Origin of the sequence: Saccharopolyspora hattusasensis (genome assembly GCF_050972075.1) — a bacterium.
Taxonomy (GTDB): Bacteria; Actinomycetota; Actinomycetes; order Mycobacteriales; family Pseudonocardiaceae; genus Saccharopolyspora; species Saccharopolyspora hattusasensis.
Genome location: NZ_JBPCDC010000001.1, coordinates 6,035,656 through 6,059,004 on the forward strand (window position 1 = coordinate 6,035,656; position 23,349 = coordinate 6,059,004).

A 23,349-nucleotide genomic window follows, 5' to 3' on the forward strand; every position below is an offset into this window, starting at 1 on the left:
TCACCCGTTGGGTGGGTCCCGCCCTTTTTTCACGCACTTGGCCGTGGTCGCGCGCGTGCGATCACGACACCATGAGTGAACGGATCAAGCCGGGAGAGTGATCAGAAGTGGCTTTGCCTCTCGTCTGGCTAGCGGACGTGTTGCGCGCGGCCGGGTTGACCGTGGTCGAGACCGACGGTTGGCGGGACCGGACCGCGACGTCGGGACCGCAGCCCGCACCGGTAGGCGTGCTGGAGCACCACACCGCGACCCCAGCGTCCTACGAGAACCCCGCGCCGAGCGTGCAGTTGTGCATCGACGGCCGACCCGACCTGGGGGGACCGCTGTGCCACGCGGTGATCGGCTTCGACGGCGTCGTGCACCTGATCGCCGCCGGGCGGGCCAACCACGCAGGGAAGGCGAAGGCCTCCGGGCCGAACCCGGAGGGCGACGGAAACACCCTTTACGTCGGGTTCGAATGGGACTACCAGGGCGTGAACCAGGGGCCCAGCCCGGAGCAGTACCGGGCGGCGCTGAAGGCGACCACCGCGGTGCTCAACCACCTCGGGCGCCCGACGGACGCCGCGCGCGGCCACAAGGAGACCAGCGTCACCGGCAAGATCGACCCCGGTCACGTGGACATGGACCGGTTCCGTGCCGAACTCGGGAAAAAGAACCAGGAGGACGTGATGACTCCGGAGCAGGACGCGATTCTGCGGCGCCTGGAACACGAACTGCTCGGCCCCTGCGGGCCGAAGGGCGAGATCCAGGGCTGGCAGACCGAGGTCGGCCCGCGCACGATCGTCGCGATGCTCGTCGACCTGGTCAACCAGGTGGTGGCGAAGCAGCAGCCGGCTGTTCCCGCGCAGGGGCCGGGCCCCAACGTGGACGCGATCAAGGCGGCGTTCCAGGCCCTGCCGCCGGACCAGGCAGCGCCGCTGCTGGCGGAACTGGTCCGCATTCAGCTAGCCCGCCAGCTCACCCCCGAGCAGTACGCCCAACGCTCCCAGTCGTAGGAGCCAGCGCTGCTTCAGAAGACCCGTGAATGGGTTTGGGTGTTATGGAGCCTGTTTTGGAAGTGGTCGTCCGGGATGTGGGAGGGCGGGCTTCATACCCAAGTCGGGGATCCCGGAGTCCAGGCGGCCTCTGAGGCTCCGTTGCCCGCATCGCCACGCAGAACGAGTTTGGAAACAGCCTCTATAGCGCTCATAACCACTCGCGGGTCTTGAGCAGCTGAAACGGTTCTTTACCAAGAGGTTCCGGGCCTCGGCATCGCCAATTCGGCCGAGGTTCCGGGCGTCAGCGATCCCTGGCGGTGCGGCGCTGGGCCCGTTGGTCGCGCCGGTTCTGGAGGCGTTTGACCAGGGCCGGTTGGTGCTGCAACGCTTCGGGTTCGTCCAGCAGGCGGTTCAGCCGCTGGTAGTAGCGGTTCGGGGAGAAACCGAAGCGCTCCTGGATGACCCGTTCCTTGTTGCCCTGGTAATGCCAGTGCTCCAGCTCGAAAGCGAGGATGGCGCGGTCGGTGTCGTTCATCCGGCGTGCCCTCCCTCTGGCGGTGCTGCCGAGTGAGTCTACCGACGGGGGCACGCGTGTTCGATCGGCCATCCCGGTCTGTTGCGCGGAAATTCCGATGTCACTCGCGGCGAACGGGCTGCGACGGCGCGTCGCAGGTGGATCAGGTGGCGAGCCAGCGCAAGCCCCGCCAGCGGCGTCAAGAGCACCGAGGCGCCCAGCCACCCGAATTACGCGGGCAACGATCATCGGTGCGTGGGCCCGGGTACAACCGGATTTCCGGGCGAGTCTGGACGGATCGATGCTGTGATCCAAACCACGTCCCGGCCCCGGAACAGATCCACGGGCGCACGATGTTGAATAGATCAAACGAAGTCGTGCGCTCCGGGGCTCGGTGAAAATCCGAACCGGCGGTGAAAGTCCGCGAACCAGCGCCTCCCCGCGGAGGTGTCGGCCGATCCGGTGGAATTCCGGAACCGACGGTGAAAGTCCGGATGAGAGGCAGCGCACGGGCGGCCGCGGTCGGCCGTCGGCGTGCCACGCCGGCGGTCGTCGACGTCGGCTACCCGCGTGTACCCCCGGTGCGTTCGCAGCCGGTGGGAGGAGCGGGCGTGCAGGCAATCGCGGAATGGGTGCTCGGCAACGGATTCACCGTGCTGGGCCAGAAGATCTCCTGGGCCGAACTGGTCGGGCAGCTGTGCGCGCTCGCCGTGGTCTTCCTCGCGCAACGCAGAACCCTGGCGACCTGGCCGGTGCAGGTGGCCGCGACGGTGCTGCTCTTCGCCGTCTACGCCTCCGCCCACCTGGGCGGGCTGGCCATCCGGCAGGTGGTGATCTTGCTTATCTCCGTCTACGGCTGGTGGGCCTGGAACCGCCGCAGCGATCCGGTCTACGGCGTGGTGGTGCGCAAGGCCCGCGGCGTGGAACGGCTCGCGTTGATCGCCGCGCTGGCGATGGGCACCGCCGCGTTCGCGCTGCTGCTGTCCGCCCTGGACGCCTCGTGGGCCCCGTGGCCGGACGCCTACATCTTCATCGGCACCCTGGTCGCGTTCTGGGCGCAGGGCCGGGGACTGGTCGAGTTCTGGCTGGTCTGGCTGGCCGTCGACGCGGTCGGCGTGCCGCTGCAGATCGCTTCGGGGCTGTACTTCAGCGCCGCGATCTACGTGGTCTTCGCGGCACTGGTCATCCACGGCTGGTGGAGCTGGAACCGCGCGGCGCGCGCGCAGCGCACCCGAGAAAGCGTCCCGGTCGGCAGCTGACCCCGCGCGGCAGGGCGGGTCTCCGCAATTTCAATGGAAATCGGACCTTCGATTTCCATTGAAATTGCGGACCCCCGAGCGGCAGGGCGAGGTGAAGGGCGCCTCGGACCGGCTGGGGAGTCCGAGGTGCCCTTCGTGCACCGCCTGATCAGGCCACGCCGGGGTCCGAGGTCTGCGGGCCGGCGGCCTGGACGTCGTCCAGGCGGTAGCGGCGGGTCGCCTCGACCACCTTGGACTTGTCCACCTGGCCGGTGCGGGCCAGCGCGGCCAGCGTCGCGACCACTGTGGACTCCGCGTCGACCAGGAACACCCGCCGCGCGGCCGGTCGGGTGTCGGAGAACCCGAACCCGTCGGCGCCGAGGCTGATCATGTCGCCTGGCACCCACGGCCGGATCAGGTCCGGTACCGCGCGCATCCAGTCGCTAACGGCGACCACCGGGCCGTCGGCCTGCGACAGCACCCGAGTCACGTGCGGCACCTGCGGCTCGGCCTCCGGGTGCAGCAGGTTGTGCCGATCGGCGACCTCCGCTTCGCGCCGCAGCTGCGACCAGGACGTCGCCGACCACACGTCGGCCTGCACGCCCCACTCCTCGGCCAGCATCCGCTGAGCCTTCAAGGCCAGCGGCATGATCACGCCCGAGGAGAGGATCTGCGCTCGCGGCCCGGAACCGCCCGGCGCGGTCTGGTACCGGTACAGGCCGCGCAGCAGCCCGTCGACGTCCAGGTCCTCCGGTTCGGCCGGCTGCTGGTACGGCTCGTTGTAGACGGTCAGGTAGTAGAAGACGTTCTCGGCGTCCTCGCCGAACATCCGCCGCAGGCCGTCCTTGACGATGTGCGCCACCTCGAACGCCCACGCCGGGTCGTAGGCGACCACCGCCGGGTTCGTCGCGGCGAGCAGCTGCGAGTGGCCGTCGGCGTGCTGCAGGCCCTCACCGGTCAGCGTGGTCCGCCCGGCGGTCGCGCCGAGCACGAACCCGCGGGCCATCTGGTCCGCCGCGGCCCAGAAGCTGTCGCCGGTGCGCTGGAAGCCGAACATCGAGTAGAAGATGTAGACCGGGATCATCGGCTCGCCATGCGTGGCGTAGCTGGTGCCCGCCGCGGTGAACGACGAGGCCGACCCGGCCTCGTCGATGCCCTCGTGCAGGATCTGGCCCTGCTCGCTCTCCCGGTAGGCCAGCATCAGCTGGTAGTCCACCGGCGTGTAGAGCTGGCCGAGCGGGTTGTAGATCTTCTGCGACGGGAACATCGAGTCCATGCCGAACGTGCGGGCCTCGTCCGGGATGATCGGCACGATCCGCGGCCCGATCTCGCGGTCCTTGGCGAGGTCTTTGATCAGTCGGACGAACGCCATCGTGGTGGCGACCTCCTGCTTGCCGGAGCCGCGCCGGATCACCTCGTAGACCTTGTCGCCGGGCAGCACCAGCGGCTTCGCCTTCGTCCGCCGCTCCGGCAGGTAGCCGCCGAGCTGGCGGCGCCGTTCGTGCAGGTACTGGATCTCCGGCGACTCCTGACCGGGGTGGTAGTACGGCGGCAGGTAGGGGTCGAGCTCCTGGTCGCTGATCGGGATCCGCAGGCTGTCCCGGAACAGCTTCAGGTCGTCCAGGGTCAGCTTCTTCATCTGGTGGGTGGCGTTGCGGCCCTCGAAGTGCGGCCCGAGACCGTAGCCCTTGATCGTCTTGGCGAGGATAACGGTCGGCTGGCCGTGGTGTTCGGTGGCCGCTTTGTAGGCCGCGTAGACCTTGCGGTAGTCGTGGCCGCCGCGGCGCAGACCCCAGATCTGGTCGTCGGTGAGGTGCTTGACCATCTCCGTGGTGCGCGGGTCGCGGCCGAAGAAGTGCTCCCGGACGAAGGCGCCGTCGTTGGCCTTGTAGGTCTGGTAGTCGCCGTCCGGGGTGGTGTTCATCAGGTTCACCAGGGCGCCGTCGCGGTCGGCGTGCAGCAGCGCGTCCCACTCGCGGCCCCAGATCACCTTGATCACGTTCCAGCCGGCGCCGCGGAAGAACGACTCCAGCTCCTGGATGATCTTGCCGTTGCCGCGGACCGGTCCATCGAGCTGCTGCAGGTTGCAGTTGATCACGAAGGTGAGGTTGTCCAGCCCATCGTTGGCCGCGACCTGCAGCAGCCCGCGCGATTCGGGTTCGTTCATCTCACCGTCGCCGAGGAACGCCCACACGCGCTGCTGGCTGGTGTCCTTGATGCCGCGATCGTGCAGGTAGCGGTTGAATCGCGCCTGGAAGATCGCGTTCATCGGCCCCAGCCCCATGGAGACCGTGGGGAACTCCCAGAAGGCCGGCATCAGCCGTGGGTGCGGGTAAGACGGCAGGCCGCCGCCCGGACCGGCGTGCGAGTACTCCTGGCGGAACCCGTCGAGCTGGTCGGCGGACAGCCGGCCCTCCAGGAACGCGCGGGCGTAGATGCCGGGGGAAGCGTGGCCCTGGATGTAGAGGTGGTCCCCGCCGCCCGGGTGGTCCTTGCCGCGGAAGAACCAGTTGAAGCCGACCTCGTAGAGGCTGGCGGAAGACGCGAAGGACGAGATGTGGCCGCCGACGCCGATGCCTGGTCGCTGCGCGCGGTGCACCATCATCGCCGCATTCCACCGCATCCAGGCGCGGTAGCGGCGTTCGGTCTCCTCGTCGCCGGGGAACCACGGCTCCTTCTCGGTGGGGATGGAGTTGACGTAGTCCGTGCTGGTCAGCGACGGCACACCGACGCCGCTCTCGCGGGCGCGCTGGAGGAGCCGCAGCATGAGGTACCGGGCACGCTGCTGCCCGTTGGCCGACAGCACCGAGTCGAAGGACTGCAGCCACTCCTCGGTCTCCTGCGGATCGATGTCCGGCAAGTGGGAGGCGAGACCGTCCCGGATGACCCGCACCCGTTGGGCGGGGACGGCGGCGTCGTCGTGGTTGAGCGGGGACAAGGGATCTCCTCGACTACGTCGTGGACGTGGCAGGGTGTCTGACAGCGATGTCAGGCAGGTGCCTGGCAGTGATGTCCGACACTCTCATGTTCCCCCATTCTGGCCACTGGTGCGTACACCAGCGGCGGGGGATTCCGCACCAGGCTGTTGGTGCGTTGCTCGTCGGTCTACAGTCGAATCTCAACGCATTTGCTACGGCGTGTCGTGCCGTCAGCAGTTGCGCGGGTGGCGGTCGGCAGTGTTCGCTATCCGCCAGATCTGGAAGTTGTGCGGCGTCGGACGGTCGCCGCACCTGTGCATTGGAGGAGTGAGCAAACCGTGGTCGCCGCGGGAGACGCCGGTAAAGGCGAAGCCGACGTCGCCGAGAGGCTCGACATCGAGCCCGAGATGGTTATCCAGGAGCTCGGCTGGGACGAGGACGTCGATGATGACGCCCGTGCCGCGATCGAGGAGCGCTGCGGAAGCGAGCTGCTCGACGAAGATGCCGACGAAGTGGTCGATGTCGTGCTGCTTTGGTGGCGCGAAGATGATGGCGACCTGACAGACACGCTTCTCGATGCCATGACGCCACTGTCCGACGATGGGGTCATCTGGGTGCTGACCCCGAAGACCGGCCGGGAAGGCTACGTCGAGCCGGCCGACATCGCAGAGGCGGCATCGACGGCGAACCTCGCCCAAACGGCGAACGTCAGCCTCGGCGAGGGCTGGATGGGCACCAGGTTGGCCTACCGCAGGGCGAAAGCCCGGCGCTGATCGGCCGCCGCCAGTCGCTGCGCGCAGCGTTCCGCCCCGTGGGCGCCGATGTTCGCCATCGGTGCCCACGGCGGTCGGTTCGGTGTAGGTTCGGCGATGACAAGGTCACGTCGATCAGGAGGATGCACTCATGACGGTCGAGGTCGGTGCGCAGGCGCCGGGCTTCACGCTGCCGGACTTCAACAACGAGAAGGTCTCGCTGGCCGACTTCGGCGGTGAGAAGAACGTGCTGCTGGTCTTTTACCCGTTCGCGTTCAGCGGCATCTGCCAGGGCGAGCTGTGCCAGGTCCGGGACGACCTCGGCGAGTTCCAGAACGACAAGGTTCAGGTCCTCGGCGTCTCGGTTGACTCCCCGTTCGCGCTCAAGGCCTGGGCGGAGAAGGAGGGCTACACCTTCCCGCTGCTGTCGGACTTCTGGCCGCACGGCGAGATCGCGAAGGCCTACGGCGTGTTCAACGAGGCGGCCGGGATGGCCAACCGCGGCACGTTCCTGATCGACACCGAGGGCAAGGTCCGCTTCGCCGAGGTGAACCAGCCGGGCGAGGCCCGCGACCAGGACGTCTGGAAGAAGGCGCTGGCCGAGCTCGTGGCGTGACGAACGCCTGCAAGCGGCGTGGTGGCCGACCGGGTGCCGGGAGCGGCGCTAAACACCGGTAGGGTGTCCAAGGTGATCCGATCGGATGAAGCGGACGGCCACCAACGGGGCGCATAGCTCAGCGGAAGAGCACTTGCCTTACAAGCAAGGGGTCGCAGGTTCGAACCCTGCTGCGCCCACCAAGGTCATAGCCCGTTGGTCTGGGATGAAATCCCAGGTCAGCGGGCATTTTCATGTGAGGATGAGGATCTTCCTTTGATCGTTTACTGCGGTTGGTGGTCCGAGTAGTGGGAGGATTCTGGGAGCGTCGCGGTCTCCTTTGGCTGTGTGAGGTCGTTTCACGACAGTCGGTGAGGGGCGGAGCGTGTATCTGTTCGCCGATCATGAAACTGACGTTTTGGCTGGTCGGGATGGGTTAATGGGGCCAGTAAATGTGTGATGTTCGTATGGGCTTAGGTGATTAAGCTGGGCACGCATGACCGTCGAGTCGCCCCGCTGGCGGTACAGCACCGACTCGTCCAGCACGGTCCACAACCGCACTGGCTCGTCCTGGCGGTCGAGAATCGCTGCCTGCCCATGCGCAGCTCAACGCGTTGCTGCACCTCGGCGTCGGTGAGGTCGTTATCCGCACGGATCACGGCCTCAGCGTACTCAGGGGTCTGGAGCAGTCCCGTGACCACCAGAGCGTCGAACGAGGACAGCTCCGCTGCGCCGGCTTCGAGCCCGAGGAACAGGTCAAACCACGGGGGAACCGCGCTGCTGAGATTCGCCCACCAGTTCTTGCCTTTCTTGGCGGCCGTCAGCAGTTCGCGCATGAACTCGGTTCGCTCCTGCATCCCGTACAGGCCGAGCAGGATTTCCATGTTGCCAGCTGACGGCAGGTTCCGGGCGCTCTCCACGTAGCCGACGTGCTGCTGCGAACGGCCGATGCGTGCCGCAGCGTCCTTCTGCTTGAGCCCGGCCTTCTTGCGCAGCCGCTTCAACTCCAGTTTGTGACCTGCACCCTCGCCGACCTGGTCGCCCTGCTCACCGGCCAGCGTCCCGACTCGTTAGCCAACAACCCGACAGGAGCACCGTAAAAATCCGCATCTCCGGCAACCGCGCTGAAACTGCCGCTGCCCCCAGCGCGTCTCACATCGCCAACGCGCGCCGCTAGCGCTGACCACCAATAACATTGTTTAGAGATATCGCCCTAACGGGTGGTCTGTAGTGCTATATGTCATATGCACAATTTTGGCGTTTCGTCCATATCGTACGGAAATCACTGATAGAAAATGATCGTCACAGTCTGCGCCCTCAAAATGGGCCAATCTGGAGGGTGGATACTCGTGATACGAGTGGTACGACACGTCTTCGCGCTAGCAATCTGCGCTGTCCTCTTTGGAGTTCTGACACCTGGGACATCCGCGGCCGAAACGGCCAACATTGCCCCGAGGTCCATCAAGGGCGACTGCGAATTTTTGCTCGACAGGCCACACGGTTCGCACCACAACCCTGGGCACGTAAATTCCGCCGCGCGAATCAAATGCAATACCGCCAAGAAGTATCTTGGCGTAGAAGTTCGCATGACTGCCTGGCAAGGAGCTTTTAATCCTTTCTTCGAAGGAAAGTACAAAAATGACTCGGGAACCGCGCGTACCGTGTCCGCCGCTGCAACCTCAGATCACTGCAACTACGACAGTTACAGTGTCGAGGCATGGTTCCTTGTCGTAGATCACAACGGGGTTCGTACCGAGGAATACCTGAGTTGGCCCAAGACTCCGGTAACCTGCTAGTTTGATTTGCTGGGCGCTTCGGCGCTCAGCGCATACTTCCCATGCTTGCAACGCCGCCCGGAGGGCATATGTGGACGTTCACGGCCAAGAATCCTCCGCGAGTCGCCGAGATCGCGACGTCCATCGCCGACGATACAGACCTACTCGTCAACCAGGACGACACCTACCTGTACGAAGAAATCGACTTCGCCGTGGCGGTACAACTCCCCAGTCAGCGCCCCAAGCCTCGCGAGTCTCACCTGCTCCGAGTCAGGTCCCTCCTCGAAATTCGTTTTAATTCAGGCTGGTTTTCAAAGACTGCAAAACTCACCTTTCCTCAAGCTTGCTATACTATAGGCCCCAACTTGCCTGAAATACATGTTCGCAATATCCAAGCCCGGTCGGTAGCAGAAGAGAAGCCGCAAGGAGCACTGTGGACCTCTTCTTTCCTGCCAAATGGCGCCCCTGCGTGGCAGGCTCGCGAAAGGGAAGAGTTCGCCGAACTCGGCCGCTCCCTTTACCGGCTTCAATGCGATGCGCAGACAATTTCGGTCTACACGATCGATAGCTTCGTCGATTTCCAGCGTCTCCTCCTGAAATTTCCTCAGAGCAATCCCAGTGGTCGCGCAACTGTACGGTGGCGTGATGTAGCAGAACGATTCGATGCCGTTCACCTCACTGCGCGTGGATTGGTGGATCTAGACGGTATAGAGTTTGAGACGCCATATGGCGTCGCCGCATTTCGCGGTTGGGGTTCAGAGTCGACAGCATGGCTCAGGGGCATCCCGTCCGGCAAATTGAGTCTAGTCACGAATCGCTAGGCAAGGATGGATACTTGACCGCTCGGGTCTCATAATGCAGGGATGAACTCCTGTGTTTACGCGGCTGCCCTCACGCCGCCCAGCACGAGGAAATCATCCGGCTGCGCCAAGCCGCCTCCGGCGGCAGCCGGGTGAGTCACCTTCCCTTTTGCGCGGACCACAGTGATCGGAACCTGCGTTGAAGCCAGTCAGAGGGCAGGGCTGGGGATGTGACCCAGGTGCTTGATGAGGCGCTCACGCAGGAGGAGATACTCCTCATAGCGACGAAGTCGGCCCGGCGGGCGCTTGACCACACGGCCTGCGGTGACGGTCTGGCCGAGTTGGAACTGCTCGCGCGTCAGGTCAAGCTCAACTCCAGTGGGCAGCCGGTTCCACCAATGAAAGCCATGCTGTTCCCCGTCGAAGTGGACTTCGCCGACCATGAGGTCTCCGCCGAAGATGTCGTTGACGATCAAGGCCGTGATGTCGCAGTGACCCCATGCAGGGTTGTCGGGCTGCCAGCCAGCGCGAGCAAGGTCGTCCGGGGAACAGGTGTCAGCCGCCCAACTAGCGCGAAGGGCCTTGTCGAGGACAAGCAGGTTCCAATGGGTCATGTCGGCAGCATCGCAGCCGCCACTGACATCGAAGAGGATAACCCGACTTCCGAGCGTGATTCCAGTCATCGGGGTCACGACATGTCTTCTGGAATACGACACACTCAATGAAGTGCGCATCGAAAGACGTCTGCAGCGGCCCCTGCACAATCGCCACACGAACTGATCTGCACACGACGTCTGCGGACACAAGTCACTCGGCGTTGACCCACGCTGCCGAGGGCGGTGCCAACACCTCGACGCTGCTGGCCTTTTCCGGGCACACGTCGGTCGCGTCGCTGGCGAAGTACGCGCGGGTGTCGCCAAGGCCCTGGCCCGCTGGCAGCAGGCCAGGATCCTGCCGTACGGCGACGGTGATACTCGGATTTGGGCGGACAACCCGATCAGAGTAATTGATCGAAAGTAGCGGCGTAGTGCGAATCACTACGAGCACACTTCGATCATGGCAGATTCTCCGAACGCTCCTGATCTCTTGCCGTTGGAAGGCGGCGATGACGCTACCGCGGCCGGGCAACCTTCGACGCGTCGCTGGCTGTTAGGCATCAGCCTGACGGTCGGCCTGAACCTCGCGATCACGGTGGCCGCCTTCGCTGGACTATCAGTGCAGTATGACAGCCTCAGCCTGGAACAAGATAAGCTCAGCCTGGAACAAAATAAGGCGGTCACTGAGCAAGTAACCAGCGCGTCGGAGATGATCAGCAGCGATGACTTCAATGCTCAGGCGGTGGGGTTCCGGGCGTTGGAGCGTGTCGCAAGAATCTCGCCCCCCGACCGAGATCGTGTCGTCGATCTCGCTGAAGCTTACCTCACCAACGGCAGGCCCATAGCCAAGGACATCTTGGGCTACACCACCGAGGGGCCGGTATCTGTGGCGAACGTGGGCACGCAGGCCGCGGTGGACGTGATTCGGGGCCGCGGCAGCGAAGAAGACCCGGAAGGGCCTGGTGAGCGTGCGTTCAAGCTCCCGGGCATGGTTGTTGAGGCGGTGCGATTCCACGGCGTGGTGATGCGTAAAACGCAAGGTCAGATGTGTACTGCCAGGATGTCCGTGTGGAACAAGGCTGACCTCCGGGGAAGCGATTTTTGGGGGTGCGGGTTCAAATGGGCGCGGTTCATCGACGCCAAGCTGAATGACGTGACGTTGACGGAGGCAGATCTGGAAGACGCGGTGTTCACCAACGCCGACCTCACTGGCGCCCACCTTGACCGCGTGAGGATCAACGAAAAAACCGTGTTTCGGGGCGCGGATCTCAGTCATGCCACGTTCGCGGGCACCGACCTGACGAACACAAACTTCGCCGACGTGAAGACGATCGCCGACGCGGACTTCTCGCAGGCGATAGGCGTTGAAAAGGCTCGGAACCTGAGGAATGCGCAAGGGGCTGCGTCGGCAATCTGGCCCTGGTCGAAATGATCAGCACTGGCCCGGAATGGCAGCGCCTGTTCGGCTTCACCGCAGGCTGCGGCGAAGCCGAGGTGGACCTGCAAGCCACTGCGGATGGTCGACGCGGGGCAAGACCGACCGACAAAACGCCCGGCCCCCAGGAAGCACTTCCGAGCGAAGCGTTGGTTTTTCGGCGCGTGCACCGGAGCAGGTGATCGCGCGCACCGTCGACACCGACGAGCAAGAGTGAATCGACGCCCCTGATCAGCGGGGTCTGCCCGCGCCAAGAGACGCGGGCAGACCCTGGACCGTTGCTCTTAGTCGGTCTCGTCCTCGTCCCGGGTCGAGGGGTCGCGCAGCGGGCGCAGCACGCCGGCCAGTTCCGGGGAGAGGAACGAGCGCCGAACGACACCTCGGCACCGCGAGCGGCGGCCGGGACCTGCACGATCTACGGCACTTCCGGCTCAGCCACGCCGGAGAGGACGGCGCCACCGAGGCCGACCTGATGAAGCTCTCCGGCCGCGAGGACCGCCGCACCCTCCAGCGGTACCTCAAGCCGTCCAAGGAGAGCACCCACCAACGGTTGGACGAGATCGACGCTCAACGCGGCACCTGGACACCCAGCGCGGAGGAACTCGCCGCCCGCATGGCCACGCACTGATCAGAATCATCGCAGGTCAGATGGTGAAACGTTGCCTGCCGCGCGAAAGCTACCGGAACGCCCGGTCCTCGGCCCGCCCCCACCTGCGACCCGGACCGACAAATGGGTCAACACCGCCACGCTGCTGCCGGCCGACAAGGCCATGTACGAGGTCACCGACCTGGTCGTCGCGCTAGGCCCCAAACCATCTCGCACCGGCGCCAGCCTGCGCGACACTCTCTACGAGGAACTCGAGGACGAGCTGCGCACATACCGCCGGTGGTAGGCAGCCCACCTGCCGAAACACCCAGCGTTGCACGGGTTTCCAGTTGAGTGTGCAACGTTCTCCTCAGTTGCTGGCCTATTTCGCTAGGGCCGCCGCGCCTAGGCGTTCAACGCCTCCTACGATCTCTCTCCGAGATAGCCGGGCTCGTGGCGTCCAGCCGCAAGCGCACGACGCCGCCCGCCGCGTCGCAACGCCTGGCGCTGAACGACGTGAGCTCTCACTGCACAACTTTCGGATCACTGCGTGCAACTTTTGTCGATTCGTACTGTGCTGTTCGGGCGATCGGCGCCGATTCGGCTTTCTTTGCCTTCGTCAGGTTGGCATCGTAGAAATCGCGACCGGACAGGTTGCGCACCAACGGAAAACGGAAGGCCGGGCATTCCGACTGCTGGACCGGGGCCCGGCCACCCGTGGCCTTCAGAGACGAACCGAACACCAAGAACTGGGGGAAGCAATGAATTTGAGGACGATGCTGCGGCGCACCGCTGTTGGGTTCGGCGCGCTGCTTACGGCAGGCGCCTTGTCCTTGACGGCGATAGCCCCACCGGCCACCGCTGAGACAGCTGACTGCGTCAGGTACCTGCAATCCAAGACCTACAAGCCCACCAAAACAAGGATCAACGCCTGCTACCGCGCCGGCCACCACACCGGTGGCCTCGATAAGCTCGTGAGACACTCGTTCTGCACTCAACGTTTGGTCGGCACCGGAGTAGCACCCTCCCACGCCGACACCGCATGCGACTGGGCTCAATACGAACAGTGAAAGAGCTGATGCTCTCGAACTGTCGAGCAGGATCAGCGACAGCAGCAGTCCGATCGGAACATGCGGTCCTGGCCACCCCGGAATCATCAATTATTCCGGGGTGCACTACTTGACCTCGGCCAGTTCTGCCGCGTGGCGGTAACCCAAGTGACCGGCGATCCCCACCGCACCGGCAGCCGTGGTGTAAACGGGGTCGGTTTCCTACCTGGTGCAGTGCGCGGTGGAGCCGGTCGATTCTTCGCAACAGCACGGACAGCACGGTCATATCTCGAACCCAGCTTCCAGCGCGGTGAGGCCCAGCGCCCGGTGAAGGGCCGGGCGCTGGGGTGTTCTCAGGGGTTGGTGGTCAGGGCTAGCGCAGCGAGTCGAGCTGGTTGCGGAGTTCGGCGGGCATTCCCCGATGCCGGCGAACTATTCCTCGATCATCGGGATCTCGGCACGCCATTCGTCGGTGTCGACCGCGAGTGCCGCGTCGACGTCGGCGGGATCGCAGTCGAGACCCGCCAGGTCGAGGTCGGCCGCAGTGGGGACGAGCCCGATGGGCGTGTCGGCGGCGTCGGCGGTGCCCTCGATGCGGTCGACGATCCACTTGAGCACGCGGGAGTTCTCGCGGAAGGCCACAGGAATCGCCGGTCCTCGCCGCGGCGGAACCAGTTGACGTGGAAGATCTTCGGCAGCTTGGCGGCGTCGGTGTGCTCGGCGATGTGCAGCCAGTGCCCGAAGTAGTCGCCGGCGTGGTAGCCGATGAACGGCAGCATCGCCATCGGGTCGCGGCGGACGACGCCGACCTTGCCGGTGGCCGCGGCGGTGGTCCCGCCTGATGTCCTGCACGCGGGCGAGTACCTGTCGTGCGGCATCGAGGACATCGGCGATGTCTGGCGAGCTCAGGGAGTACTCCACGCTGCCGCCGGCGCGGTCAGACGTGACGATGCCCGCGCTGCGGAGCACTGCGAGTTGCTGCGACAGCCGGGACGGTTCGATCTCGATGTCGTCGAAGAGTTGGCGTACCGTTTTCGGGCCGTCGTCGAGAAGCTCCAGCACCCGCACGCACACCGGGTGGCTCAGGGTGCGGAACAAGTCGGCCTTCGCGCGATTCAGGCGGCCATCCATTGCCCGTTCAAGAGCCAGATGTGTTGTTCATGGCTGTTCCAGGGACAACCATTCCCGGAGTTCGGTGCGGTGGGTAGCGATTAGCAGTTCGGCGGTGTTGAGCAGGTGTTCGTGCATGGTTCGGGCGGTCAGTTCGCGGTCGCCTGCGCGGATGGCTGCCGCGATCTCTTCGTGTTCGGCGAGGATTTCCGCCGGGCTGCGCGCACCGGGGATGGTTCGGCGGCCCTGCAACGAGATCGCGTCGCGCAGTCCTGCGACGAACTCCGCGAGCCGCTCGTTGCCGCTGGCCCGCAGGATGACGTCGTGGAACGCGCGGTCGGCGGCGAAGAACGCTTCGCGGTCGTCTTGTTGGGCCGTCATCTGGGCCAGTGCGGCGTCGAGTTCGGCCACGGGGAATGCCGGTTGTCCGGCGGCGCGCGCCGCTGCCGGTGGTTCTAGCAGCAGTCGCAGCGTGAAGACCTCGTTGATGTCCTTGTCGGTGCTGGTGAGGATCCGTGCGCCGCGGTTTCGCTCGATGCGCACCAGGCCCACGTTGGCCAGCTTTAAGAGTGCCTCGCGCACAGGGGTGCGCGAGACCCCGAAGCGCTCGCCGAGCTCTTGCGCGGAGTACAAGCGTCCCGGCGCGAGCTCACCGCTGAGGATCGCGTCACGCACCACGACGGCCAGGCGCTCACTCTTGGTGAGCTCCTCCGGCAACCGGTCCACTGCGCTCCTCCCGCTGTTGCCTTGAATCCTAGTAGCCGGCCGGTACGCCCAGCGCCGTCGGTCCGGCTGGGGAACAGCGGCTATGACGAACGGTCACTGAGGGCTCGCAGCCGTCGCGGCGGCTACGAAGTGCGGACTCGGTGCCTTCCACGAAACTAAGTTGGAATGTAACATGCAACTGTTGCATGCAACTATGCTGGCCGGTGCGGCGGAAGGTGGGGCAATGGTGGTCGAGGCGAAACCGGCAGCGTTGCTGCGGGAGCTCGAAACGATGCTGCCTGGGTTGGTTCGCATCGATGAGGCCACCCGCGCGGCCTACGCCTCGGATGCTTCGATCTATCGGCGAGTACCGGTTGCCGTTGTTGAACCCTGCTCGGCGGCCGACGTCGCGATGGTTGTCCGGGCGGCCGCCGCCGCAGGAGTTCCGGTGACCGCGCGTGGCGGAGGAACCTCGGTAGCGGGCAACGCCATCGGACGCGGCGTGGTGCTTGACTTCTCGAGGCGAATGGACAAGATCATCGAGATCGACGCACACGCCCGCACCGCACGTGTGCAACCCGGCGTGGTGCTCGACAACCTGCGCGCTGCAGCGAGCGAGCACGGGCTGACCTTCGGTCCGGATCCCTCCACCCATTCCCGCTGCACCATCGGTGGGATGATTGGCAACAACGCCTGCGGCTCGCACTCGGTGGCGTGGGGAACGACCGCTGACAATGTCGTCGAGCTGCGCATGGTGCGCGCTGACGGCAGCGAGGTGACCGTCACCGGTTCCTCCAGCGGTGACCCGGGTGTGGACGAACAGCTGCGCGCGCTTGTGGGCGACAACCTCGCGCTTCTGCGCACCGAACTGGGCCGGTTCGGTCGGCAGGTGTCCGGTTACGGGCTCCATTATCTGCTGCCGGAACGGGGCTTCGACGTGGCGAAAGCCTTGGTGGGCAGCGAAAGCACGTGCGGTGTGATCACCGAGGCGACCGTGCGCCTCGTCGATCCCCCTGCCGCCCGCGCCCTGCTGGTGCTTGGCTTCCCGGATGTCTACCTCGCTGCCGAGGTCGCACCGCAGCTGGCTTCGGCCGGGGCGATGACAGTTGAAGGCATGGCCGCCGACCTGCTCGCGGCGTTGCGATCGAGGCCGGGCAAGGCCAACGCTGGTGACGCGCTGCCAGTCGGCCAGGCGTGGCTGTACTGCGAGGCCGGAGGAGTGTCGTTGGCCGACGCGATGGCGCGGGCGCATGATCTCGCCCGGATCGCGCAGCGGGGAGGCGCGGTCACGTCGCTGGTGGTGACGGACGAGATGGAATCCCGGGCGCTGTGGCGGATCCGTGAGGCAGGCGCAGGCATAGTGACCCGGCTCGCCGACGGAGGCGAGGCTTGGCCGGGCTGGGAGGACTCCGCGGTGCCGCCCCGAAACCTGGCCGCTTACCTGCGAGATCTGTACGCGTTGCTGGATGCGCACGGCTTGCGAGGCGTCCCATTCGGGCACTTCGGCGAGGGCTGCGTGCACCTGCGGTTGGATTTCGAGCTCGGCAGTAGGGGAGGACTCGCCCGGTACCGGTCGTTCGTCGCCGAGGCCGCCGAGCTCGTGGCGGCGCACGGCGGGTCGGTCTCCGGCGAGCACGGTGACGGACGGGCCCGCTCTGAGCTGCTTGAGGCTATGTACTCAAAACCGATGCTGGACTGCTTCGCCGCGTTCAAGCACATCTTCGACCCCCAAGGGACGCTGAACCCCGATGTGCTGGTCGATCCCGCGCCGCTAGACGCGGATGTGCGGCCGGGCCCCTTGAGCCGTGCGCTCGAAGTAACGCCAGTGCATGCGCTGCACCGGGACCGCGGATCGTTCGCGGCAGCGGTGAACCGATGCGTCGGGGTCGGCGCTTGCCGATCGCTCGACTCCGGAAGCATGTGCCCGTCGTTCAAGGCGACCCGGGACGAGGTCCACTCCACTCGCGGGCGCGCCCGGGTGCTGGCGGAGATGCTGCGCGGCGAGTCCATTCTGGATGGATGGCGGGCGGCGGAAGTTCGCGATGCATTGGATTTGTGCTTGTCCTGCAAGGCATGTGCCAACGACTGCCCTGTCAACGTGGACATGGCTACCTACAAGGCCGAGTTCCAGCACCACCACTACGCCGGCCGCATGCGACCGCTGGCCCACTATTCGATGGGCTGGCTGCCGTTGTGGGCGAAGCTGGTCGCGTCGGTTCCCGGGCTGGCGCCCACGGCGAACGCACTGCTGTCGAAGCGACCGGTCGCGGCCCTGGTCAAGCGGCTCGGCGGGATCGAACAGCGCCGGGAGATGATCCGGTTCGCACCGCGGTCGTTGTCGCGGTGGATGCGGCGTCGTACGTCGCGCGGTGCACGGACGGTCGTGCTGTGGCCGGATACCTTCACCAACTTCCTCAGCCCGGACGTAGGACGGGCCGCAGTGGAAGTCCTTGAGGCGCTGGGGTATCGGGTTGTGCTGCCCGACGGTTTCGTCTGCTGTGGTCTGACCTGGCACTCGACGGGGCAGCTATCCAGCGCTCGCCGGGTGCTGGCGCGTTCGCTGGACGCACTCGGTCCGCACTTGGCTGCGGGGCGGACGATCATCGGGCTGGAGCCGTCCTGCACGGTAATGCTGCGTGACGAGGCGACCGAACTGCTGCCGGACGATCCGCGTGCCCAGCGCCTCGCCGCGCAGGTCCGGACCTTCGCCGAGTTCGTCGCCGCGCATGATGGGCCTTGGCCATTCGACCGGCTCAACATGCGCGCGGTGTCGCAGGTGCACTGCCACCAGGAGGCGAAGGGAAGCTACGACGCGGACTGCGAGGTGTTGGAGAGAGTCGGCGTCGACACCGATGTGGTCTCGGCCGGATGTTGCGGGCTGGCGGGCAACTTCGGCTTCGAACGCGGCCACTGGGAGGTTTCCCAAGCCTGCGCCGAGCAAGAACTCTTCCCGAAGATCCGTACCGCTGGGGCCGACGACCTGGTCCTGGCCGATGGGTTCTCGTGCCGCACCCAGATCGCTCAGGGCACCGACCGAGAAGGCACTCACCTAGCCAAGGTCCTCCACCAAGCCCTGCGCAAGTCTTAATTGATCAGTAGGGCGAATATGTAATGTTAGACGCCGCCGGCGGAAGCGGTCGCGACGTCTTGGGTAGCCGATCCTGCGGTGTCCACATTGGACGGTTGGGTGTGCGTGGTGCAGGACCGAGGACCGTGAGCGTTTTTCGGTGCTATGGCACCCAAAAACGCTCACGGCCTCGACACCAGGGCTGTCGCCAAGAGTGCAGTCAGGAGGAGTCAGGAGGGTTAGTTCTTTATTCACACATTGATCACATTGATCTTGAACACCCTTCTCCGCTACCCACTCACCGACCCCTCCCTTCACGTGATCTTCACGGAATAAATCATCTAGTTGTAGCCGCGGATGAGGTGACCTTCGTCAGCCTCGTTGACTAGGCCGTTGGGTAGGTTGGCTCGATCCGGAGATGCCCCAGGCGAGTCCGCTTGGTGCACTGAAGGTTGCTCCGGCATTGATAGGTGCGGTTTCTCCGCCGCCGCTTGGTGGTGCGACTCGGCTCCCTCCTTGGCGTGCGTGGGACCTGTCCCGGACCAGTGCGCCCAAGACCGTTCGTTCTCTGCGGTCGGGAGCGGCCCAGCGGGTCGGACGAAATCAAGTGAGCGGGATTCGGCCCTTGCTGCGCATGGCCTCACGGACGCGAGCCTCGGCGAGCTGCCGACCTGCCTGGTGCGGGGTGACGGAGCCACGCAGAGCGGTATCGAGAACCAGGTGGGCGTTGCTGCGGAGTTTGTCGGAGATAGTGCGGAACACGGTGTCTGTGTCGCCGCGGAAGCCGGAGTAGCGGCTGTCCATGGCGAAGGCGGCGGCGATGACGCCGCCGGCGTTGGCCACGAAGTCAGGCACGATGGTGATGCCGCGGTTGGCGAGGATCTGCTGCGCGCTCGGTGAGGTCGGCAGGTTCGCCCCCTCGACGACCAGGCTCGCCTTGAGTTGGTGGGCGATGTCGTCGTCGATGACGTCCTGCAGCGCGGCGGGGACGAGGACATCGCAGTCGACAAGGAGCTCTGCTCCGGCAGGCAGGACGTTGCCGACGGTCATGCGGGTGACGAAGGCGTCGCCGTGCTCGTCGCGGAGCCGGTTGAGCTCGGCCACGTCGAATCCCGCCGGGGTGTGCCGAGCTCCGTGGGCGGTGGAGATCGCGACGATGGTGGCCCCGAGCTCGGTAAGCCGGTCGGCGGCGGCGCGTCCGACGGCGCCGTAGCCCTGGATGGCGACGCGGGCACCTGACAGCGGCAGGCCGATGGCCTGGGCGCCGGCGTCGGCGGCCTCGGCGACTCCGAATCCGGTCACGCCGAGCTGGTCGTAGGCGACGCCGCCGAGGTGCGTGGGTGTGCCGACGGCGGCTCCGCGATCGCCGAGTTCGTCCTGGATGATCGCGGCGTCGTTTTCCGTAAGGCCCATGTCGAGGCCGAACACGTACTCGCGCGGCACCTCGTTGGACAGTGCGCGGGCGAATGCGCGCAGGATAGCTTCCTTGTCCGGCGCGGTGGGGTCGGCGGTGATGCCTGCCTTGGCTCCGCCGTAGAACAGGTCGACACCGGCCCACTTCCACGTCATGTTGCGGGCCAGGCGGGCGATCTCGGTGACGGTGACCGACGGGGCCATGCGGGTGCCACCCTTACCGACTCCCCGGGCAGTGTTGTCGATGACCAGCACGCCTTTCATGCCGGTGCGGCGGTGGGAGACAACGACGATCTTCTCTGGGCCCCAGTCGTCGATCAGGTCGAGCGAGTTGGTCATGATCCATCCTCCGCGCGGGCGGGCTGTGCGGCCATCGGTGGGCCGTCGACTTAGCCTGACGATGCGGGAAGCACCTGGAACATCCAAGCCCGCAAGTGCAAGACATTCTTCACCGCGCCCAACGGAATCTGGAACTGCCTCAATCACCATGAACGAGTACATCAAGATGTTCTTAAACTCATTGTTGATGGTGTGGAGCTCGAACGCTTAAGTTCGTCGGTGCTCTCTGGTTAGCATGTTTGAGCCGAGTCGGGAGCGAACCAGCGAAAAGGCGGAGAACCTTGATTCTTCGCCTTTCAGAACCAGGGCGTCCCGCTTGACCTGGAGCGTCAGTGTAGTCCACGCGACTATGCAGGTTTAATCGCTCTTGAAATCGATGAATTGGAACTGACGCTTGGTTCCCTTGCCGTGTCGTTGCTCTCCGGGTGAGGTTGTTGACGAGCATGGCGAAGCCAATTCCCGAGGGGGATCGTAGATGACACCGTTGAGCGGCGGACGTGTTGTGATTGTCGGTGGCGGCGTGATCGGCGCTTCCATCGCCTACAACCTGAGCATTCGCGGATACCGCGACATCACGGTGCTCGAGCGCAATCTCGTCGGCGAAGGGGCCACCGCCCACGCCACCGGAGGGATCAGGCACCAGTTCTCTTCGCGGGTCAACATCGAGCTCGTCAAGCGCTCGGTCCCGTTCTGGGAGAGCTTCACCGAGCAGACGGGGTGCTCGTTCGATTTCCGGCGGCACGGCTACCTGTTCCTCATCTCCGACGAGGCCCAGTTCGAGTCCTTCAAGCGCAATGTCGCCCTGCAGAGATCGCTCGGGGTCGACGTCGAGGTGCTGACTCCCGATGACGTCAGGAAAATCTTCCCCGCGACGCGCACCGACGACCTGGTCGGTGCGACATACACCCCCGGCGACGGTTCTGCGTCACCGGCTGACGCGGTGGCCGGTTTCCTGCGGGTCGCGCGAGCCAACGGGGCGGAGGTCCGCCAGCAGACCTACTTCATCGGACTCAACACGGCCGCCGACGGCTCCATCAAATTCGTCCAGACCTCGGATGGACCGGTTGAGGCCGAACGGGTCATCATCGCGGCGGGTCCGCAGGCACGGCAGGTGGGCAACCAGTGCGGTGTGGACATCCCGGTCTTCCCGCACTCGCGTCAGGCCTTCTCCACCGCTCCGCTCGCCAAGATCGACGCCAGCCTTCCACTGGCGGTCGACATGGCATCAGGCGCTTACGTCCACCCCGAGGCCAGCGGCGGAACCGCGGTTATCGGCGGCAACGACCGTGCCGTCGCCAGTAGTGACACCGCCAGCGTCGACTGGTCGCGAGTATGCGACCTCGCCGAGGCGCTCAGCCACCGGTTCCCGTACCTCGACGACCTGGAAATCACCAACGGATGGGCGGGCCTGCGCGAGATGACGCCCGACGATCACGCCATCGTCGGTCCGGTCCCGAACAAACCCGGCCTCTGGATCGCCGCCGGGTTCTCCGGGCACGGCTTCATGCAATCGCCCGCTGTCGGCCAGTGCCTCGCGGAGTGGTTCCTCGACGGCAGTCCCGGTCTCGATCTCGCCGCACTGTCGCTGTCCCGGTTCGGAAGTACGGCGAAGCCCGAGCTCGAGAACGCCGTCTTCTGAACCAGCCTGCCGCCCGCACTGCCGACGAGACACTTAATCCTGCTTGATGGAGCATCCAATGACTCATCGTCCCGACACGACCGATAGCGCCCCCACCGGGGCCCACCTGCTGGTCGATTCCCTGATCGGCCACGGCATCGACACCATCTTCGGCGTCCCCGGCGACACCGGGGTCAACCTCTACGATGTCCTAGCCTCGCGGAAGGACCGGATCCGGCACGTGTTGGCTCGCGATGAGCGGGACTCGGGCTACATGGCTGACGGGTTCGCCCGGACTGGACGCCGGCTCGCCGTGTGCGAGGCGTCAAGCGGCGCCGGTGCGGTCTACCTCGCGAGCGGTCTCGCGGAGGCCTTCGCGTCGAGCATCCCGGTCCTGGCGATCACCACCGACATTCACCGCAGCAGTCGCGGTTCCGGGGCGATCACCGAGATCGACCAGGTGAAGCTGTTCAGCGCCGTTACGAAGTGGCAGAAGGTAGCGGAGCGGGCCGAAGACATCCCCGCGCTCGTGGCCGAGGCGGTGGGTGCGGCACTCGGTGGGCGACCAGCTCCCGTCGTCCTCATCTGCCCGGAGGACGTGCTCGACGAGCACGCGGACGTCGAACCGAGTCGGGGGCGCTGCGTCGTGCCGACCGATACCCCGGCCGCTCCTGCGGAAACGCTCACGCAAGCAGCCGAGGTTCTGCGGCGCGCGCAAAGCCCCGTCATCCTCGCCGGCGGCGGTGTGCACGCCTCGGGCGCCTGGGACGAGCTTCGCCTGTTCGCCGAGCACCTCGGGGCGCCGGTCGCCACGACCATCCACGGGAAATCGTCGTTCCCGGAAAACCACGCTCTCTCGCTGGGAGTGGCGGGTGGGAACGGGTCACGCGGCTACGCCAACCCCCGGCTCGCCGAGGCAGACGCGGTGCTGATCGTCGGCAGCCGCAGCAACTCGACTGACACCAACGGGTTCACCGCGCCGCCACAAAACGGCCCCGCGGTCGTGCAGATCGACATCGACGAGAGCCGGGCAGGGCGGAACTTCCCGGGAGGCATCGGGCTCGTGGGCGACGCGGCGACGGTCCTGCGACAGCTGCGCGAAATACTTCCGTCCGCGTCTGAGGGAACCGTACGGAATCGCACTGTCGAGATCGCCGCTGCCCGGCACCAGTGGGACGAGGAGACGTCGGTCCCCCTGCTGCCCACCGAGGACGGCTCGCTTCAGCCGCGCGAAATCGTTCGTACGCTGCACCGCGCGCTCGGCCCGGACTGCTGGGTGGCGGCCGACCCCGGCACACCAACTCCGAATCTTTCGGCCTTCTGGGAGACCGACGGCACGGCATGGCGTGTCGTGATCCCGCGAGGGCATGGCCCCATGGGGTACTCGATCTCCGCTGCGATCGGCATCTCGCTGGCCCACCCAGGCGACCGAGTGCTCTGCCTGACCACCGAGGGCAGCCTCGCCATGGGCGTCGCTGACTGGGAGACCGCCGGTCGGCTGAGGCTTCCGATCACGTATGTCGTCCTCGACAACTCCTCCTTCGCGTGGATCAAGATGCTGCAGCACTTGTTCATGCAGCGCCGCTACTTCCAGGTCGACCCGGGCCCCATCAACCCGGTGCTGCTGGCGCAGGGCATGGGATTGCCCGCATCCCTGGCTGGGGATCTCGACGAGCTCGAGCTGCTGGTCAAGCAGTCGGCGGCCACCGAAGGACCCTCCGTCATCCACGTCCGGGTCCCAGAACACAAGGACTCTCCTCCGCCGGTCGCGCCGTGGCAGACTGCGCTTGCGAATCCGGCGGCCAGCAGGCCGGTGTACTGAGCTCATCGACGACCGAAGGACCGGGCGAGGGATGTGGACG

The 23,349-nt window shown here is 65.7% G+C and carries 17 protein-coding genes, 1 tRNA gene, 3 pseudogenes and 1 riboswitch; of the genes and pseudogenes, 12 read left to right on the plus strand and 9 right to left on the minus strand.

Translation table 11 applies throughout. The features are described 5' to 3' along the window. The first annotated feature begins 107 nt into the window (after positions 1 to 107). Positions 108 to 995, plus strand: coding sequence for a peptidoglycan recognition protein family protein (locus ACRXBZ_RS28935; protein WP_433881754.1), 888 nt, complete (start codon positions 108 to 110; stop codon positions 993 to 995). A 283-nt stretch (positions 996 to 1,278) separates the two neighbouring features. On the opposite strand, the gene ACRXBZ_RS28940 is transcribed toward ACRXBZ_RS28935, so the two are convergent. After that, complete coding sequence (locus ACRXBZ_RS28940) at positions 1,279 to 1,512, minus strand: DUF3263 domain-containing protein (RefSeq protein ID WP_433881755.1); 234 nt, start codon at positions 1,510 to 1,512, stop codon at positions 1,279 to 1,281. A 356-nt stretch (positions 1,513 to 1,868) separates the two neighbouring features. Then, positions 1,869 to 2,001: riboswitch (FMN riboswitch) on the plus strand. 101 nt (positions 2,002 to 2,102) lie between these two features. On the opposite strand from ACRXBZ_RS28940, the gene pnuC reads away from it, so the two are divergent. Further along, on the plus strand, positions 2,103 to 2,750 hold the full coding sequence (pnuC, locus tag ACRXBZ_RS28945; protein WP_433884000.1) for a nicotinamide riboside transporter PnuC: 648 nt from the start codon (positions 2,103 to 2,105) through the stop codon (positions 2,748 to 2,750). 148 nt (positions 2,751 to 2,898) lie between these two features. Here pnuC and aceE read toward each other — a convergent pair whose 3' ends face one another. Then, positions 2,899 to 5,667, minus strand: a complete 2,769-nt coding sequence (aceE, locus tag ACRXBZ_RS28950) for a pyruvate dehydrogenase (acetyl-transferring), homodimeric type (RefSeq protein ID WP_433881756.1) — start codon at positions 5,665 to 5,667, stop codon at positions 2,899 to 2,901. A gap of 318 nt (positions 5,668 to 5,985) precedes the next feature. Between aceE and ACRXBZ_RS28955 the strand changes: the two genes are divergently transcribed. The 3 genes from ACRXBZ_RS28955 (at position 5,986) to ACRXBZ_RS28965 (ending at position 7,197) form a co-directional block, all read left to right on the plus strand. Beyond that, complete coding sequence (locus tag ACRXBZ_RS28955) at positions 5,986 to 6,420, plus strand: DUF3052 domain-containing protein (RefSeq protein WP_168590195.1); 435 nt, start codon at positions 5,986 to 5,988, stop codon at positions 6,418 to 6,420. A gap of 130 nt (positions 6,421 to 6,550) precedes the next feature. After that, positions 6,551 to 7,015 (plus strand): peroxiredoxin, encoded by a 465-nt coding sequence (locus tag ACRXBZ_RS28960; protein ID WP_168587129.1) that lies wholly within the window; start codon positions 6,551 to 6,553, stop codon positions 7,013 to 7,015. 107 nt (positions 7,016 to 7,122) lie between these two features. Then, positions 7,123 to 7,197 (plus strand) — tRNA-Val (locus ACRXBZ_RS28965). A 199-nt stretch (positions 7,198 to 7,396) separates the two neighbouring features. On the opposite strand, the pseudogene ACRXBZ_RS28970 reads toward ACRXBZ_RS28965, so the two are convergent. Further along, a pseudogene (locus ACRXBZ_RS28970) lies at positions 7,397 to 7,998 on the minus strand (helix-turn-helix domain-containing protein). Positions 7,999 to 8,858: 860 nt separating this feature from the next. On the opposite strand from ACRXBZ_RS28970, the gene ACRXBZ_RS28975 reads away from it, so the two are divergent. Further along, on the plus strand, positions 8,859 to 9,590 hold the full coding sequence (locus tag ACRXBZ_RS28975; protein WP_433881757.1) for a hypothetical protein: 732 nt from the start codon (positions 8,859 to 8,861) through the stop codon (positions 9,588 to 9,590). 188 nt (positions 9,591 to 9,778) lie between these two features. On the opposite strand, the gene ACRXBZ_RS28980 is transcribed toward ACRXBZ_RS28975, so the two are convergent. Then, the gene (locus ACRXBZ_RS28980; RefSeq protein ID WP_433881758.1) at positions 9,779 to 10,252 is read right to left on the minus strand and encodes a YunG family protein; all 474 of its coding nucleotides are present in this window, start codon (positions 10,250 to 10,252) and stop codon (positions 9,779 to 9,781) included. A gap of 373 nt (positions 10,253 to 10,625) precedes the next feature. Here ACRXBZ_RS28980 and ACRXBZ_RS28985 point away from each other — a divergent pair, with 373 nt between their 5' ends. From ACRXBZ_RS28985 to ACRXBZ_RS28995, 3 genes are all read left to right on the plus strand, one after another. Further along, positions 10,626 to 11,597 (plus strand): pentapeptide repeat-containing protein, encoded by a 972-nt coding sequence (locus ACRXBZ_RS28985; RefSeq protein ID WP_433881759.1) that lies wholly within the window; start codon positions 10,626 to 10,628, stop codon positions 11,595 to 11,597. Positions 11,598 to 12,072: 475 nt separating this feature from the next. Further along, positions 12,073 to 12,228, plus strand: coding sequence for a hypothetical protein (locus ACRXBZ_RS28990; RefSeq protein ID WP_433881760.1), 156 nt, complete (start codon positions 12,073 to 12,075; stop codon positions 12,226 to 12,228). Positions 12,229 to 12,259: 31 nt separating this feature from the next. Further along, positions 12,260 to 12,493, plus strand: a complete 234-nt coding sequence (locus ACRXBZ_RS28995) for a hypothetical protein (RefSeq protein ID WP_433881761.1) — start codon at positions 12,260 to 12,262, stop codon at positions 12,491 to 12,493. A gap of 217 nt (positions 12,494 to 12,710) precedes the next feature. Here the strand turns inward: ACRXBZ_RS28995 and ACRXBZ_RS29000 are convergent, their stop codons facing one another. The 4 genes and pseudogenes from ACRXBZ_RS29000 to ACRXBZ_RS29015 form a co-directional block, all read right to left on the minus strand. Beyond that, a complete protein-coding gene (locus tag ACRXBZ_RS29000; protein WP_433881762.1) occupies positions 12,711 to 13,343 on the minus strand; it encodes a hypothetical protein in 633 nt (210 codons plus the stop codon). Between the two features lie 327 nt (positions 13,344 to 13,670). After that, positions 13,671 to 14,077: pseudogene (locus tag ACRXBZ_RS29005) on the minus strand (phosphoenolpyruvate carboxykinase domain-containing protein); the annotation flags it as partial. 52 nt (positions 14,078 to 14,129) lie between these two features. Then, positions 14,130 to 14,366, minus strand: a pseudogene (locus ACRXBZ_RS29010) (ArsR/SmtB family transcription factor); the annotation flags it as partial. Positions 14,367 to 14,393: 27 nt separating this feature from the next. Beyond that, on the minus strand, positions 14,394 to 15,071 hold the full coding sequence (locus tag ACRXBZ_RS29015; RefSeq protein ID WP_433881763.1) for a GntR family transcriptional regulator: 678 nt from the start codon (positions 15,069 to 15,071) through the stop codon (positions 14,394 to 14,396). Between the two features lie 271 nt (positions 15,072 to 15,342). Here ACRXBZ_RS29015 and ACRXBZ_RS29020 point away from each other — a divergent pair, with 271 nt between their 5' ends. Continuing rightward, complete coding sequence (locus tag ACRXBZ_RS29020; RefSeq protein ID WP_433884001.1) at positions 15,343 to 18,138, plus strand: FAD-binding and (Fe-S)-binding domain-containing protein; 2,796 nt, start codon at positions 15,343 to 15,345, stop codon at positions 18,136 to 18,138. Between the two features lie 582 nt (positions 18,139 to 18,720). On the opposite strand, the gene ACRXBZ_RS29025 is transcribed toward ACRXBZ_RS29020, so the two are convergent. Further along, positions 18,721 to 19,869 carry a Glu/Leu/Phe/Val family dehydrogenase gene (locus ACRXBZ_RS29025; RefSeq protein WP_433881764.1) on the minus strand — a complete coding sequence of 383 codons (1,149 nt, stop codon included), beginning with the start codon at positions 19,867 to 19,869 and terminating at the stop codon, positions 18,721 to 18,723. 475 nt (positions 19,870 to 20,344) lie between these two features. On the opposite strand from ACRXBZ_RS29025, the gene ACRXBZ_RS29030 reads away from it, so the two are divergent. Then, on the plus strand, positions 20,345 to 21,508 hold the full coding sequence (locus ACRXBZ_RS29030) for an NAD(P)/FAD-dependent oxidoreductase (RefSeq protein WP_433881765.1): 1,164 nt from the start codon (positions 20,345 to 20,347) through the stop codon (positions 21,506 to 21,508). A 58-nt stretch (positions 21,509 to 21,566) separates the two neighbouring features. Further along, on the plus strand, positions 21,567 to 23,309 hold the full coding sequence (locus ACRXBZ_RS29035; RefSeq protein WP_433881766.1) for a thiamine pyrophosphate-binding protein: 1,743 nt from the start codon (positions 21,567 to 21,569) through the stop codon (positions 23,307 to 23,309). Positions 23,310 to 23,349 lie beyond the last annotated feature (40 nt).